Below are 14,563 nucleotides of genomic sequence, written 5' to 3'. Positions count from 1 at the left end.
CTCCCTTGCTTATCCTCTCCCCAACTCCCTCTCAACAATCCCCATCAGCCTCCCCTTCTCATTAATCTCCGGCTCCTCCAGCACCTCTTCCAGCAGCCTATTAAGCATCCCCCCAATTTCCGGCCCCGGCGTCATCCCCGCTGCTATCAAATCTCTTCCATTGACAGCCAGCGTCTTTACCGAAACACACTCTTTCCTCTCCAGCACCCCTCGGTAAATCTCCTCCACCTTCCGTATCCGCTCCAGCTTTTCCTCCCTGCGGTACTCACTCTGCGCCATAGTATCCGCATACTGCACCTTCAGCAGCAGAGGAAACAGATCCTCCCCTACCTTATTCAGTGCCCTGCGGACAGCTTTTGCATTGGGTTCCGGACGGTAATCATGCCAGTAAACCAGTTTTGTCACCTTTTGAATGGTATCATTGTCCAGCTTCAGCCTTCTCAGAACATTCCTCGCAGTCTTCTCACTTCCCGTACTATGCCCTTTAAAATGGTCCCTGCCGTTCTCATCCGTAGTCCTGGAAGCCGGTTTTCCGGTGTCGTGAAGGAGCATGGTGAAACGCAGGATCTTATCCGCTTCCACATATTCCAGGCTTTTCAGCGTGTGTTCCCCCACACTCAGACAGTGATGCGGCGTATTCTGCGGTGTTTCCATCATGGCATCAAACTCCGGAAGGACCACCTTTGTGATACCTGCTTCCCAGGCTGTTTTCAGCAGATGTGGATTTTTCGATACGAGAAGCTTTGTCAGCTCCGTGGCAATGCGCTCCGCACTGATCTTTGCCAGTGTGGGGGCAAGCTCCTGTGCGGCCTTTTTTGTCCGCTCCTCTATGGAGAATCCAAGCTGCGCCGCAAATCGGACGGCACGCAGAATGCGCAGGGCATCCTCTGTAAAACGCTCATATGGGTCGCCTACACAGCGGATGATCCCCTGTTCCAGATCCCGGATACCCCCGAAGGCATCCACAAGCCCCTCCCTGTCATTATAGGCCATGGCGTTGATGGTAAAATCCCGGCGGCGGAGGTCTTCCCGCAGTTCACCTGTGAAGACCACCTCTTTTGGATGGCGGCTGTCTTCATATTCCCCGTCAATACGGTATGTGGTCACTTCAAAGCCTTCCCTGCCAAGCATCACGGTCACAGTGCCGTGCACAAGCCCTGTGTCCACAGTGCGGCGAAACAGTGATTTGACCTCCATGGGTTTTGCTGATGTGGTAATGTCCCAGTCCGCCGGAGATGAATGGAGGAGGCTGTCACGAACACAGCCTCCTACCGCATAAGCATCATATCCATGTTCCTGCAAGGTTTCTATTATCTCTTTTACTCTCTTAGGAACTTCTATTTTCATTCTAGTACGCACGCCCCCAGTAGACCATCTTCTTAGCCGGTTTGCCGCAGCAGACACATTTGTCTGATAAGTTTTCCTGCTCAAAAGGTATGCAGCGGGATGTTGCCTGGACGTCCTCTTTGATCTTGTCCTCACATTCCTGGCAGCCGCACCACATGGCCTTGATAAATCCCGGTTTCTCGTTGACAGTCTGTTTGAACTCTTCATAATCAGTTGCCACATATGTGTGTGCATCACGGTGTGTTCTGGCACGCTCCAGCATATCACTCTGCATGATTTCCAGAATTTCCGCTGTCTTCTCTGCCAGAGCATCAAGGGATACCACTGTCTTCTCTCTGGTGTCTCTGCGGACAATGACTGCCTGGTTGGCCTCAATGTCTTTTGGACCGCACTCGATGCGGACCGGAATGCCGCGCATCTCCTGCTCTGCGAATTTAAATCCCGGGCTCTTGTCTGTCTCATCCACTTTCACACGGATTCCGGCAGCCTTCAGTGCGTCGGAAAGCTCACGTGCCTTTTCCAGAACACCCTCTTTTCTCTGCTGGATGGGGATCACCACTGCCTGAACCGGAGCGATCCTCGGGGGAAGCACAAGGCCGCTGTTGTCGCCGTGCACCATAATGATGGCGCCGATCATACGAGTGGTCATGCCCCAGGATGTCTGGTGTACATATTTTAATGTGTTGTCCTTGTCTGTATACTGAATGTCAAATGCCCTGGCAAATCCGTCGCCAAAGTTGTGGCTGGTGCCTGACTGCAGTGCTTTTCCGTCATGCATGAGGGACTCAATGGTATAAGTAGCCTCCGCGCCTGCGAATTTTTCCTTGTCTGTCTTGCGGCCTTTGATCACCGGGATCGCCAGCACCTGCTCACAGAAATCCGCATACAGGTTCAGCATCTGAACGGTTCTCTCCTCTGCTTCCTCTGCAGTGGCATGGGCGGTGTGGCCCTCCTGCCATAAGAACTCCCTGGAACGGAGGAAGGGACGTGTTGTCTTCTCCCAGCGTACCACGGAACACCACTGGTTGTATACTTTCGGCAGATCCCTGTGGGACTGGATGTCTCTTGCGTACAGGTCACAGAAAAGTGTCTCAGAGGTTGGGCGGACGCAGAGTCTCTCCTGGAGCGGTTCCAGACCGCCGTGTGTCACCCAGGCAACCTCCGGCGCGAATCCTTCCACATGGTCCTTTTCTTTCTGGAGCAGGCTTTCCGGGATGAACATGGGAAGATATACATTCTCCACACCGGTCTCCTTAAAACGTCTGTCCAGCTCGTGCTGGATATTCTCCCAGATCGCATAACCTGCCGGTTTGATCACCATACATCCTTTTACACTGGTATAGTCAACCAGCTCTGCTTTTTTTACTACATCGGTATACCACTGCGCAAAATCTTCCTCCATGGAAGTAATGGCCTCTACCATTTTCTTGTCTTTTGCCATAGTAATGTTTTGTCTCCTTCTACTGTTTATTTTTGTACAGACAGCTACACGTCAAAGCTGATGTTTCTGCCTGTGTGATTATATTTATAATAACGGACTCCCGCTGCGTCAAGCATTCGTTTGGAAGCCTGGACAGACGGAGTATCCGCGTATTTATCACTGTCATAGACAATGGTCTTGATTCCTGCCTGGATAATGGCCTTGGCACATTCATTGCAGGGAAACAGAGATACATAGAGCTTTGCTCCCTCCAGTGAATCGCCCCTGTAGTTTAGGATGGCGTTCAGCTCACTGTGGGTCACATAGAGATATTTTGTGTCCAGCTCCTCCCCTTCCCTTGCCCAGGGAAACACATCGTCTGAGCATCCTTTCGGGAAGCCATTATAGCCCATAGACAGAATCTTGTTGTCCGGGCTTACTATACAGGCTCCCACCTGGGAACTCGGGTCCTTGGAACGCATTCCCGAAAGCTTTGCAACCCCCATAAAATACTCATCCCAGGAAATATAGTCATTTCTCTTACCTGTCATTTTCAAAACCTCCCGAAAAACACCTGTTATTTTGTCCCGAAAATACGGTCTCCGGCGTCACCAAGGCCCGGCACAATATAGCCGTGGTCATTCAAATGTTCATCCAGGGCACCGATATAGATGTCCACATCCGGGTGTGCTTCGCTTAAAGCCTTCACACCTTCCGGCGCTGCGATCACACACATGAAGTGGATATTTTTCACGCCTTTTTCCTTCAGCATAGTGATGGCTGCCTCAGCGGAGCCGCCGGTGGCAAGCATGGGATCTGTGACGAAAACTTCACGCTCTTCACAGTCAGCCGGCAGTTTGCAGTAGTATTCCACCGGTTTCAGGGTCTCCGGGTCACGGTACAGACCAATATGGCCCACCTTGGCAGCGGGGATCATGGTGAGCATACCTTCCACCATGCCCAGTCCGGCACGGAGAATGGGAACTACTGCCAGTTTCTTGCCTGCCAGTTCTTTGACCGTTGTCTTTGTGATCGGTGTATCTATCTCAATATCTCTTAACTTCAGGCCTCTGGTGGCTTCGTATGCCATGAACATGGCGATCTCACTTACCAACTCCCGAAATTCCTTTGAACTTGTCTCTGTACGGCGGATGATGCCGATTTTGTGCTGAATGAGCGGATGCTCCATTACCTGTATTTTACCCATTTGTTTTCTCCTTTGTCTTCTATTCTTCGATCAGGTCGATTCTTCTCTGATGTCTCTCCTCACCGGAAAACTCTGTATTCAAAAAGGTATCCACAATCTTTACAGCCAGCCCCGGTCCTACCACGCGGCCGCCAAGAGCCAGTACATTGGCATTGTTGTGCTGTCTGGTGGCCTCAGCGCAGAAGCAGTCTGTGCACAGCGCCGCACGGATTCCTTTCATCTTATTTGCCGCTATGGAAATGCCGATGCCTGTGCCGCAGATCAAGATCCCCTTGTCACACTCTCCGCTCTGAATGGCCTTCCCCACTTTTCTCGCGTAGACGGGATAGTCCACTGACTTGTTGCTGTCACATCCGAAGTCCTTGTATGGAATCTTGTGTTCCTCCAGATATCCGATGATCTCCTGTTTCAGCTCAAATCCGCCATGGTCACAGCCTAATGCTAACATTTAAATTTCCTCCTGTATTTTCATTTTTTATCGCTCTGCAGTTTATGTGCCTGCACACGGAAACGGCTTGTCCGGCATATGTCTGCCCACCGCCCGCAGGCCTGTTAAACATGTATCAGATGATGCCCTGCCGCCTTGAGAAGCCGGTTCATAATGGCCTGTCCCATTCTGGGCGTATCAAAGGACTCTGAAAAAATATGATCTACCTGCTCCTCATCAAACTCTCTCAAAAGCCCGAACAGATGTCTCGCAATGGTCTCCTCATCCTGCCGTGTTCCGATACTCTTTATGACCTGGGCCTCATAGGCGCCCACAGTCTCATCCGTGCCGATGACGCCCACACGTTTTCCCTGAGCCTGCAGTTCACGGCTTTTTTCATTGATGGTTTTAATAACCTGCTCCGTGCTGCCTTCCACAATGGTCAAGCCGGCATTGGGGGCGTAGTGACGGTACTTCATTCCCGGGGCCTTTGGCTTTACCTTTTCATCCGTGATCAAAAGACCCTTGTCCATCCGCACCGGGCCGATCACCTCCTCAGCCATCTTCTGGCTGATATATCCGGGGCGCAGGATTACGGGTATCTCCTCTGTAAAGTCCACAATTGTGGACTCCAGCCCGATTCCCACATCTCCGCCGTCCAGGATCATATCCACTTTTCCGGTCAGATCTTCAGCCACATGGGCAGCCCTGGTGGGGCTTGGACGCCCGGATGTGTTGGCACTGGGTGCAGCAATATATCCTCCGCCGAGACGAATCAGCGACAGCGCTACCGGGTGGGAGGGCATCCGCACCGCTACGCTGTCAAGGCCGCCTGTAGTCTCATAAGGCACCGCATCGCTTTTTTTGAAAATCATGGTCAGAGGGCCGGGCCAGAACTTTTCAGCCATCTTTCTGGCTTTTTCCGGAATCTCACTGACAATCCGGTCCAGGCTCTCCATATCCGCAATATGGATGATCAGCGGATTGTCTGAGGGCCTGCCTTTTGCCGCATATATTTTCTCAGAAGATTCTGCATTCAGCCCGTCTCCGCCCAGCCCGTACACGGTCTCTGTGGGAAACGCAACCAGGCCGCCGTTTTTCAGGATCTCTCCCGCCTGCCTGATCACAGATTCATCGGGGTGTTCCCTGTCTACTGCCAATATTATGGTCTTCACGTTTTCTCTCTTCTTCCTGTCTGTTCTTTACATACATAACCATAATACCATTGTCTCTATGGTTTTTCCACAATTTTTTTACAGCCGGTGAGAAATTCAGGACTCCGCGTCTCCCAGATATGTAAGAATACCGTCCCGGACCGCTTCTGCCACCTTATCCTGGTATTCATCTGTCTCCAGAAGGCCCGCCTCTTTTGTATTGCTTAAAAATCCGCATTCCACAATATTTAAGATCCCCTCGCTGCGTTTCAGCAGATAATAGGTGGAATTGGCCTTCTCCACTCTCGGTCTGCTCACATCAAGCTGGCTGTTCATGGCATCCTGAATGCATTTTGCCAGTTTCCCGCCCTCTGCTGAGTGAGTGAAATAAAAAACCTGGGGGCCGCAGACCGCCTCGTCAGGATAACTGTTCTGATGGATGCTCACAGTGAGCAGGGGCTTCTTTTCCCTGATAAGCTCGCACCGCTTCTGCATATCCTGTACCTTCTTGTTTCTGCTGTCCGCGTCGTAAAGGCCGCCGTCCTCAGATCTGGTCATGATCACCTGATACCCTTCTTTTTCCAGAAGCTTCTGGAGCTTTTTCGATATTTTCAGGTTGATCTCCTTTTCCTCCAGTTTCTTTATGCCCACCACTCCGGGATCCATACCCCCGTGTCCAGCATCCACAACGATGACGCCTTTCTTTCCTTCCGCTTCCTTGCTCACCAGCCGCGCCCCTTCCCTGGAGAGCAGAAATGCAGAGGCAAGCAGAAGAACAGCCATTCCCAGTTCCACAACACGTCTTTTCTTCATCACAAAAAAATCCCTCAAAGCCTATTCGTTAAAGTATATGCTTTGAGGGACTTTCCTAATCTTTTAATTTCTGCCCGGCTGCAGTTTTTCAAAAAACTGTTCTGCCGGAACCGGCCGTCCGAAATAGAAGCCCTGTATGAGCCGCAGGCCCATGCTGCTCACTCTTCCGTATTCCTCTTCTGTCTCCACACCCTCCAGGCAGACCTGTTTCCCCACATCATTGCACAGTTCTGTGATGGAACGGATAAATGTGGCGTTGAACAGATCCGTGGTGATTCCCTTGACAAATCCTCTGTCTATCTTCACAATATCTGCAGGTATATACTTTAGCATAAAGAGGGAAGAATACCCCACGCCAAAGTCATCCATTGCCACCCGGACACCCATTTCCCGAAAGCTCTCCAGTGTCTCCCTGACTATGGCATCCTCCTTGACAAAATAGGACTCTGTCAGCTCCAGTGTAAGATTTGCGGGACTGAGTTTTATTTCGTCCAGGGTGTCCCTCACAAAGGACGTCAGATCCCCTTCCAGGAACTGCTGATAGGACAGATTCACACTCATGTTGAAATCAGGTTTCTGTTCACACCACTGTCTGCACTGGGCGGCGGCCTTGCGCAGGATCCACATGCCCATAGGAACGATCAAACCGTTCTGCTCCAAAAGAGGTATGAACTCACCGGGTGACACATCCCCGTATTTGCTGCAGTGCCAGCGGGCCAGCGCCTCGGCTCCGTAAAGCCTGCCTGTCTTTGCATCCACCTGAGGCTGGTAGCAGACAGAAAATCCGGCAAAGCCCCGCTCTATACTCTCTCTGAGCATCTGCACCATTTCCAGTTTTTTCTCCTTCTCCAGGGGAATCTCCGGAGAATAAATCGTCATCCGGTTCTTGCCCTTGACCTTGGAGCGCTCCAATGCATAGTTCGCGCACTTTAAGAGGTCCAGGTAATTGTCCGCATTCTCAGGGCAGACCGCGTAGCCCCCTGATATGGTACAGTAATATTTCTTTCCGCTGTACTCCTGCTGGCGTGTATACTTATTCTGGATCTTTGAAAAGATCTCCTGCGCGTCCTCTTCGGTACCGTTGGTAAGGATAATTCCGAACTCATCCCCGTCAAGGCGGTAAAGCCTGGCATTATCAGGGAGCATAGCACTTATATTTCCTGCCGTTATCCGCAGGATCTCATCCCCGAACATCCGGTCATACAGGTCATTTACATTCTTAAAGGCATCCATATCCAGGATCATGATCCCGATTCGGGTGATCTGGCTGCCGTCCATAAGGTATTTCTTGATACTGCCCTCAAATTCAAACCGGTTATACAGGCCTGTCATATGGTCAATCTGCTTTTCTTTGCCCAGATTCGTGATCATGCCGGCAAACATATCCGGTTTTCCGTACTGGTCGCGGATCAGCTTGCCTCTGCACCTCAGCCAGATCCATTCTCCCTCCGTATTCTTAGCTCTGTATTCAATGTTGTGTTCCTCTATACGTCCGTCCGCGATCTCCTGATTACTCTCAAGGAAATGTGCCTCATCATGGGGGTGAATCAGGCCGATCCAGCAGGCTGCCGCGTTCTCCACCACCTCACCCGGCAGGCCAAATTCCTGCACCATGGCCGGAGGATAACGAAACACGCCGGTCTTCATATTGCCTATAAATATGTAGTCATCTGTACTCTCTGTCAGCGCGTCATACAGACGAGCCTGGTTATATTGAAATTCATCCTTTGATTCCGCTTCCGAATCGTTGTATTTTAATCTGTTCTTTGCCCGCATAATATGATAATTACGCTTCTGCATATACATCAATTCATCCGTTTTGGCTATGATATCGGAAACTGTAAAGCAGTCCTCAGGATAGACTTCCACTGCTCCATAAGAAAAAGACGGCTGGCACTCCAGTCCGTAATCTTCCCGCTCTCTCTCCAGTATTTCCAAAATCTTCTGTATGCGCTTATCCGCGCAGATCAGCTCTTCCCCGTAAAATGCCACGATGAACTCATCACTGCTCAGACGGAAAATCACATCCTCCGGACACAGACAGCGTCTGGAAGCAGATGTGACAAACTGAAGCACCCTGTCACCTTCCCCGTCTCCATAACGATTGTTGATCCAGTTCAGACTGTCAATATCAAACATTGCCACTGTCAGCATTTTCTTCTCTTTTTTGGCTCTCTTGACGATCAGTTCCAGCCTGTCCTTGCCTTCCCTTCGGCTGGATACCCCTGTCAAAGAATCCATTGCTGCCAGCTGCCACAATTCCCTGTGCTCCATAACGCCCTCTCCTACACGAAACCCTTTATCCCTCTGCTATCTTATCATTGTAAATGGCAGCAGGGAGAGATACAAGTGTATTTTACCACATATTTGAAATAAATTCAAAAAACCCCGGGACTTTATCCTCCCGGGGCAATGAATCTTATTTTTCGTTTTCCAGTTCTTCCTCAAGAAGGGCTTCGTCTTCCTCACTCAGCAGCCTGGATATCTGCATGGCAAGTTTGGAGTCTTCGTCTTCCTCCTCCTCAAACTCTTCCAGCTCCGCAATATCATCCAGAGCATCTAAAAGGTCCAGCTCCTGGGTGTCTCCCAGGTGCAGCTCCTCCGCATCCTCCACCGGCTGGGGAAGTTCCACTTCCGGTTCTTCCTCAATGTCATTGAGTGAAGTGGGCATTGTGCTGATGATCTGGTGCACCTCTTTATAGGAAGCCATGAAACGCTTCTGCGCCTGGTTGATGAGCTGAACGATCTCATTCATCTCATCCTGGACAGCTATGTATTTTTTCTTGCCTTCCCGAAGCTTGTCATCGATCTCAGACTGTACAGCCTCCACCCGCTGTTTTGCCTCTGCCTCCGCCTCGGAAATCATGGTGTTGCATTTCTCCTCAGCATCTTTGATCATAGCATCTGACTTTAACTGAGCGTCAAAGACCAGTTTTCCGATGCTTTCATAATTGTCAATATACTTCTGGTATTTCTCGTGGATCTCCATCTCCAGTCGCTCCTGGTGCGCGTCCTTTAACTCAATGCGCTTCATAAGCTCTGCGATCTTGGCATCCTTTTCTGAGATGAGCTTTTTCAGTCTCAACTGTTCAGCAGCAGCTTCATCCTTCATTCGCTGCACCTGTTCTAATACGTCCTCCTTATCAAATCCCCCCATGATCGTGGTTTTAAATATTTCATGTTCTCCCATTACTCCACCTGTTCCTTTCTGCATCACATCCTGCTGTTTTTACTGCAGGTACTGGCTGATGGTATTCCACACGTCAGCCCTCTCAAATCCCAGTTTCCATTCTGCCACGCCTCCCAGCTCATACTTCTGTACAAGCTGCATCTTGGCATCCAGTGACTGCTCATCCTCCAGCCACATCTGATATAAACCATTGTCTGTTGACAGCTCCGCATAGTTCTGCGAAACATCCTTGTTCCAGTACATTTCCATGCCCATCTCTGTCACAATTTTACTTGCCTGGTCCATACCCATGATCTCACTCGTTACAGTGCCGGCATTGTCAGTAAACCAGAGCCTTGTATAGAAGGGAACTCCGTTGATCACCTTATTCTTCGGAACTTCCTTTAAGGTCTGCTGGATTCCCTCCTCCACAAAAGGCAGGGAGGCGACAGAACCTGCTTCCTCTGTTCCGTCTGTGTGTTCATCATATCCCATGATAATGACATAATCCGCCACGATTCCCTGTTCCTTCCTATTATAAAAGGAGGTAAACTGCGGAACCGGATTGTCTACAGACAACACCAGGTTATTTTTCCGACAGGATATGGACAGTTCGCGTATAAACTGGATAAAATGGGGCGCCTCCTCCTGCGTCAGTGCCTCAAAATCCACATTAATGCCGTCCAGCCCTACCCTTACTGCCTCTTCTATGAGTTTCTGAATGAGATGTTCCCTGGATGTGCGGTTAGACAGCGTGTCCAGAGTGCTCACATCTTTGTTGAAATTGTCGATCAGTCCCCAGACTTCCAGCCCCTTTTCATGGGCCAGGTTCACGTAATCCGCACTGGCAAGGGAGGAGATGGTTCCCTCTGCTCCGGTAACGGAAAACCAGGTAGGTGAAATCACATTGATCCCCGTAATGTTCTCCAGTGTCTGGGCAAGTCCTGCATTGGCATCCTCTGATGTAACCTGGTGCCATGCCAGATTGATCTTGTGGTCTCTTGTCAGGCTGGTAAACTCCTCTTTATAGCTGCCGTCATATTCTGCCTTCTTCTCCTCAGGGGCTGTGAGGTCCTCCTTGGACACATAGCCGTTGAAGCCGTCAGAAGTTGCTACCTGGGACCAGTTATCCAGCTCTTCTATAAGCGTCAGTTCCGTTCCCTTTGCCACATCCGTCAGAATATCACTCTTGATGCCCCCGCGGTAACGGATCACGGTATCGTTCTTTGCTTTTACGATCTTTTCACTGCCCCACTGATAGCGGATCACCGCTTTGTTTGGACTTTCGGTCACCGTACTGGTGATCTCCATATATTTCTGAATAAAATCAAGGGCCAGATAAATTTTATCATCTGTCTGGCGGATGATTTTATAACCTTCATCTTTATTTTCACCATTCACCGTATAAGACGTGCTCTCCGGTGCTATGGCAAGAATCTCCTTTGGTGTGGTGTAGAGCATCTGGCTGCTGTCCGCTTCCCAGTAAAAACGCCCTCCCAGCACATTTGACACTGTTTCATAATCCAGATAGACCCTTCCGTCCATCCATTTGCCCTTCGTATCACTCACTGTATTCTGGAGCACCAGGGCCACGTCATCCTCTTTCTCCAATCCATAGTAAGTGTTCAGATCCATTCTCGTATCGGAAGGTGTATGTCTCTTGATCGCGGCAGTCAGCACTCCCACAGCTGCAACCACAACGATCAGAAGGATGACTACCAGCACCATAACGGCATTGCTGTTCCTTCTTCTCCTCCGCCTTCTCTTCTTTTGACTCATAATTAAACTCCTTATTTTTTCTCGCATTTCTCCACCATTATAACATACTTTTTCCGTTCGTCATTACTTTCTTCGACAATTTATATTTTTTTAATAGTAGGAAATTCGGGAAAACTTAACAGCCGGATTGGGGAAAAGCCCTGAAACTCCCAGGGTTTTTCCCTGTTCCGGCCCCCTGTTATACATACCGGGAACGCAAATATTACAGGGTTACATCTATGGCTTACTCATTTTTCACGAAATCAAACTGCAGTCTTTCCACCTCCCCTCTTTCGTTCTGCACATAGTCGCGCATATAGACACCTTCCTCTGCGATACTGCATGCCTGTTCAATCTCTTCCGGCGTGCTGGGGCTTCCGTTTAGTAAAAGGGGAATCCCCTGACGCCGGTAAGTCTCCAGCTCACATCGGAGCGCTCTGGTTTCCTTGTCTTTCTTCATGTTTGCTGTGGACAAAAGTTCGTGATATATTATACCTCTGTCCTCTCCTTTCTTCTTGAAACGCGGTTCCAGTATTACAGATAAAGAAAGGCGCTGTAATCCCCATAATAAAAATAAATCCATGGTCTTAGTGTTCTGTCACATGGGATCATGCAAATCGTACAGAATGTACTCTCTGCCTGCGGTCAGACGCCGCCTGAAATGAAAACTTAGAATATTGTCATTGACGAAGGCCTACGGGATATCATCACTCCCCTCTGTAAAATATTTTACAGCACTCCTTCTTTGTCTGTGAAAATCATTATATCATACATGAATTTGTCTTAGCAAGCTGTTTTATGTAATTATTTTCCTTTTTTATCATATTTTTAATTTTTTCCACATATATGAAAAAAGTATGAAGCGCTTTACATACCGGCGTTTCATAGTATATAATATAAATGAGATACCAGCATCTTTGTTTTGCCAGACGGCAGAACCGACAGATAGACAGGATGTGATAAAATGAAGATAGAAAAAATCAACGACAACCAGATACGTTGCACGCTCACAAAGGCTGATTTGGAAGACCGTCAGATTCGTTTAAGTGAACTGGCTTATGGTACGGAAAAGGCCAAAGACCTGTTCCGTGATATGATGCAGCAGGCAAACTATGAATTCGGTTTTGAGGCCGACAATATACCGCTGATGATCGAGGCAATCCCGGTTTCTGCCGACAGCATTATCCTGATCATCACCAAGGTGGAAGACCCGGAGGAACTGGACACACGTTTTTCTAAGTTCACACCTTTCGGCGGACCTGCAGGAGACAATGCTCAGCCTCCTTTAGAATTTGAGGGAGCCGATGATATCATCGATGTATTCCAGAAAATCTACGAGGCAAAAGCAAAAAATGCAGCCAAGAAAAAAGGAGTAAAAACCCCGGCACCATCTGAGACACCGGAAGTACCTGTCCGTCTCATACGGCAGTACCGTTTTCAGGACCTGGACGGCGTGATCCGTGCAGCCCGCGGCCTGAACAACTTCTTCCAGGGCGTAAACTCCCTGTACAAAGACAGTGCAACAGGGGAATATGAGCTGGTGATCCACCAGTCCGAGAATACTCCATCCGATTTCAATAAAGTCTGCAACATGCTCTCCGAGTACGGAAAAGGCAGTGCCTTCTCACAGGCAGGGGAAGCCTATCTCCAGGAGCACAGCGAACGCATCATTGCTGATAAAGCACTACAGAAATTAGCAGCCCTATAACCGGATGCTGGTAAAAGTAAAAAGCCCCGGCGGACCTCCACTTCTTTGTGGAGACCGCCGGGGCTTTTCACTTTTCATTATTTATCTGCCAGGAAATCGTTGATCTGAGCAGTCAGAACATCTGCGTCAATTCCATGAACCATGGCAGCTTCTTCCAGGCTTTCACCCTGAGCGGAAGGACAGCCGATGCAGTGCATACCGGCTCTCATCAGAATCGGAACAATATTTTCATCCACACGGAGTAATTCGCCGATTGTCATATCTTTGGAAATTGTCATGATAGTTTCCTCCTTTTTTCGTACTGTGTATTATTATAAACTCTTTTTCTCCTATATTCAACTGTTTTTCTCCGGTTTTCTTTTTCTTCTCGAAATTCACGGATTGTTTAGAAATAAAGACTTGTATTCTAATACCAAATATATTAGAATATGCGTAAGAGCTGAATCTTATACCATCGAATTTTCCCAATGTACTGCTGCTGCAGGTCCTGGGCCAGATCAGGTATGATTCAGAAATTATAAAAGGAGGATTTTAAGTATGGCATACGTAATTACAGACGAATGTGTAAGCTGTGGAACCTGCGAAGGAGAATGCCCATCTGAAGCTATCTCCCAGGGCGATGACAAATACGTTATCGATCCGGACAAATGTGTTGACTGCGGAACTTGTGCAGAAGCATGTCCTACAGAAGCAATCGTAGAGGGTTAATAACTTTAAAAAAACACAAACCTGTATCACGCAGGTTTGTGTTTTTTATTATCTTTTTTTCTTAAACAACTTTTTATTCTTCTGCCGCTCCTGTTCCATGGCTGCTGCCACTTCCCTGCGGGATTTCTGACATATTCTGATTCTCTCATCCAGCCTTTTATAACGCTCTTCCCCGGAATGAAGGGTCCGCATCCGTTCCTTTACCAGCCTGTCCAGTATTTCCATAAATTCAGCCGGTACCCTGTTGTCCGCTTCTGTTGTCTCGGCCTTTCCTACAGACTGCGGCGGCCTGCCTGTCACGGCTCTGTTCTGAGCTGCCCGGTTCTTTTTGCCGGATGCTTTTCTTGCAGATGCCTTTCTGTTTTTTCTGGCAGCGGACATTTCCCTTTTCTGCTCTGCAGGCTCTGCGGTCCTCTGCCGTACCGGTTCACATGGCTTGTCCTGGTTATGGTTTGATCTTTCCTGACTTTTCACAGGCTGCGGCTGTTTAGGTGTATTTTCCTGTGTCTTTTTACTGTGTACTGCCTCTTCCCGGTTTTCTTCATCCTTATATAAAAAGGGAATCAGGCTGCCAATCTCTTTTAATGCAAGTCCCTTTTTCTTCAGTTCTTTAATAGCCAGAAGTACCTGGATATCATATCGGGTGTAGTATCTGTGTCCCATTTCGTTTCTGTCAATCGGCAGGTGCAGCTCATCTTCCCAAAAGCGCAGGACATGGGACTGCACGTCCAAAAGCTTCGCCGTCTCAGAAACCGAATAGCTGGTTTCACTCATATACTGACCCCTTCCATTTTGCGTCTTTCTTTAAGAAACATTATAGCAGGGCATGGAAAAATTGCAAGAAAATGTGTT

At 48.9% G+C, this 14,563-nt stretch carries 15 protein-coding genes; 2 read left to right on the top strand and 13 right to left on the bottom strand.

Features of this window, described 5'->3' with window-relative positions; all coding sequences use genetic code 11:
* Nucleotides 1–9: 9 nt before the first annotated feature.
* The 11 genes from WMO65_RS16945 to WMO65_RS16895 all read right to left on the bottom strand — a co-directional run bounded on the left by WMO65_RS16945 (nucleotide 10) and on the right by WMO65_RS16895 (nucleotide 11,755).
* A complete protein-coding gene (locus WMO65_RS16945) occupies nucleotides 10–1,347 on the bottom strand; it encodes a CCA tRNA nucleotidyltransferase (protein WP_148394024.1) in 1,338 nt (445 codons plus the stop codon).
* A gap of 1 nt (nucleotide 1,348) precedes the next feature.
* Nucleotides 1,349–2,788, bottom strand: coding sequence for a proline--tRNA ligase (gene proS, locus WMO65_RS16940; RefSeq protein WP_033140986.1), 1,440 nt, complete (start codon nucleotides 2,786–2,788; stop codon nucleotides 1,349–1,351).
* Between the two features lie 44 nt (nucleotides 2,789–2,832).
* Nucleotides 2,833–3,318: a deoxycytidylate deaminase gene (locus WMO65_RS16935; protein WP_148394023.1), complete on the bottom strand. Its 486-nt coding sequence runs from the start codon at nucleotides 3,316–3,318 to the stop codon at nucleotides 2,833–2,835.
* Between the two features lie 26 nt (nucleotides 3,319–3,344).
* Nucleotides 3,345–3,974: a uracil phosphoribosyltransferase gene (gene upp / locus WMO65_RS16930; protein WP_033140988.1), complete on the bottom strand. Its 630-nt coding sequence runs from the start codon at nucleotides 3,972–3,974 to the stop codon at nucleotides 3,345–3,347.
* 19 nt (nucleotides 3,975–3,993) lie between these two features.
* Nucleotides 3,994–4,422 carry a ribose 5-phosphate isomerase B gene (rpiB, locus tag WMO65_RS16925; RefSeq protein WP_033140989.1) on the bottom strand — a complete coding sequence of 143 codons (429 nt, stop codon included), beginning with the start codon at nucleotides 4,420–4,422 and terminating at the stop codon, nucleotides 3,994–3,996.
* 104 nt (nucleotides 4,423–4,526) lie between these two features.
* Entirely contained in the window at nucleotides 4,527–5,576 is a 1,050-nt protein-coding gene (locus WMO65_RS16920; protein WP_103731497.1) for an L-threonylcarbamoyladenylate synthase, read from the bottom strand.
* Nucleotides 5,577–5,672: 96 nt separating this feature from the next.
* Complete coding sequence (locus WMO65_RS16915; RefSeq protein ID WP_033141014.1) at nucleotides 5,673–6,368, bottom strand: N-acetylmuramoyl-L-alanine amidase; 696 nt, start codon at nucleotides 6,366–6,368, stop codon at nucleotides 5,673–5,675.
* 63 nt (nucleotides 6,369–6,431) lie between these two features.
* Nucleotides 6,432–8,642: a bifunctional diguanylate cyclase/phosphodiesterase gene (locus WMO65_RS16910; RefSeq protein WP_148394022.1), complete on the bottom strand. Its 2,211-nt coding sequence runs from the start codon at nucleotides 8,640–8,642 to the stop codon at nucleotides 6,432–6,434.
* Between the two features lie 145 nt (nucleotides 8,643–8,787).
* The gene (locus tag WMO65_RS16905) at nucleotides 8,788–9,582 is read right to left on the bottom strand and encodes a hypothetical protein (RefSeq protein WP_225305365.1); all 795 of its coding nucleotides are present in this window, start codon (nucleotides 9,580–9,582) and stop codon (nucleotides 8,788–8,790) included.
* Nucleotides 9,583–9,597: 15 nt separating this feature from the next.
* On the bottom strand, nucleotides 9,598–11,316 hold the full coding sequence (locus WMO65_RS16900) for a glycosyl hydrolase family 18 protein (RefSeq protein ID WP_148394021.1): 1,719 nt from the start codon (nucleotides 11,314–11,316) through the stop codon (nucleotides 9,598–9,600).
* Between the two features lie 223 nt (nucleotides 11,317–11,539).
* Nucleotides 11,540–11,755 (bottom strand): hypothetical protein, encoded by a 216-nt coding sequence (locus WMO65_RS16895; protein WP_033141016.1) that lies wholly within the window; start codon nucleotides 11,753–11,755, stop codon nucleotides 11,540–11,542.
* A gap of 504 nt (nucleotides 11,756–12,259) precedes the next feature.
* On the opposite strand from WMO65_RS16895, the gene WMO65_RS16890 reads away from it, so the two are divergent.
* A complete protein-coding gene (locus WMO65_RS16890; protein WP_054351883.1) occupies nucleotides 12,260–13,003 on the top strand; it encodes an adaptor protein MecA in 744 nt (247 codons plus the stop codon).
* A gap of 77 nt (nucleotides 13,004–13,080) precedes the next feature.
* On the opposite strand, the gene WMO65_RS16885 is transcribed toward WMO65_RS16890, so the two are convergent.
* Nucleotides 13,081–13,281 carry a DUF1858 domain-containing protein gene (locus WMO65_RS16885; RefSeq protein WP_033140994.1) on the bottom strand — a complete coding sequence of 67 codons (201 nt, stop codon included), beginning with the start codon at nucleotides 13,279–13,281 and terminating at the stop codon, nucleotides 13,081–13,083.
* 259 nt (nucleotides 13,282–13,540) lie between these two features.
* Here WMO65_RS16885 and fdxA point away from each other — a divergent pair, with 259 nt between their 5' ends.
* Complete coding sequence (gene fdxA / locus WMO65_RS16880; protein ID WP_033140995.1) at nucleotides 13,541–13,711, top strand: 4Fe-4S ferredoxin; 171 nt, start codon at nucleotides 13,541–13,543, stop codon at nucleotides 13,709–13,711.
* Between the two features lie 48 nt (nucleotides 13,712–13,759).
* On the opposite strand, the gene WMO65_RS16875 is transcribed toward fdxA, so the two are convergent.
* Nucleotides 13,760–14,485 carry a helix-turn-helix domain-containing protein gene (locus WMO65_RS16875; protein WP_148394020.1) on the bottom strand — a complete coding sequence of 242 codons (726 nt, stop codon included), beginning with the start codon at nucleotides 14,483–14,485 and terminating at the stop codon, nucleotides 13,760–13,762.
* Between the last annotated feature and the right edge of the window lie 78 nt (nucleotides 14,486–14,563).

Source organism: Blautia caccae (assembly GCF_040095955.1).
GTDB classification, from domain to species: domain Bacteria; phylum Bacillota; class Clostridia; order Lachnospirales; family Lachnospiraceae; genus Blautia; species Blautia celeris.
Note: the sequence above shows the minus strand (reverse complement) of the source record. Positions and strands in the feature narration are given on the sequence as shown.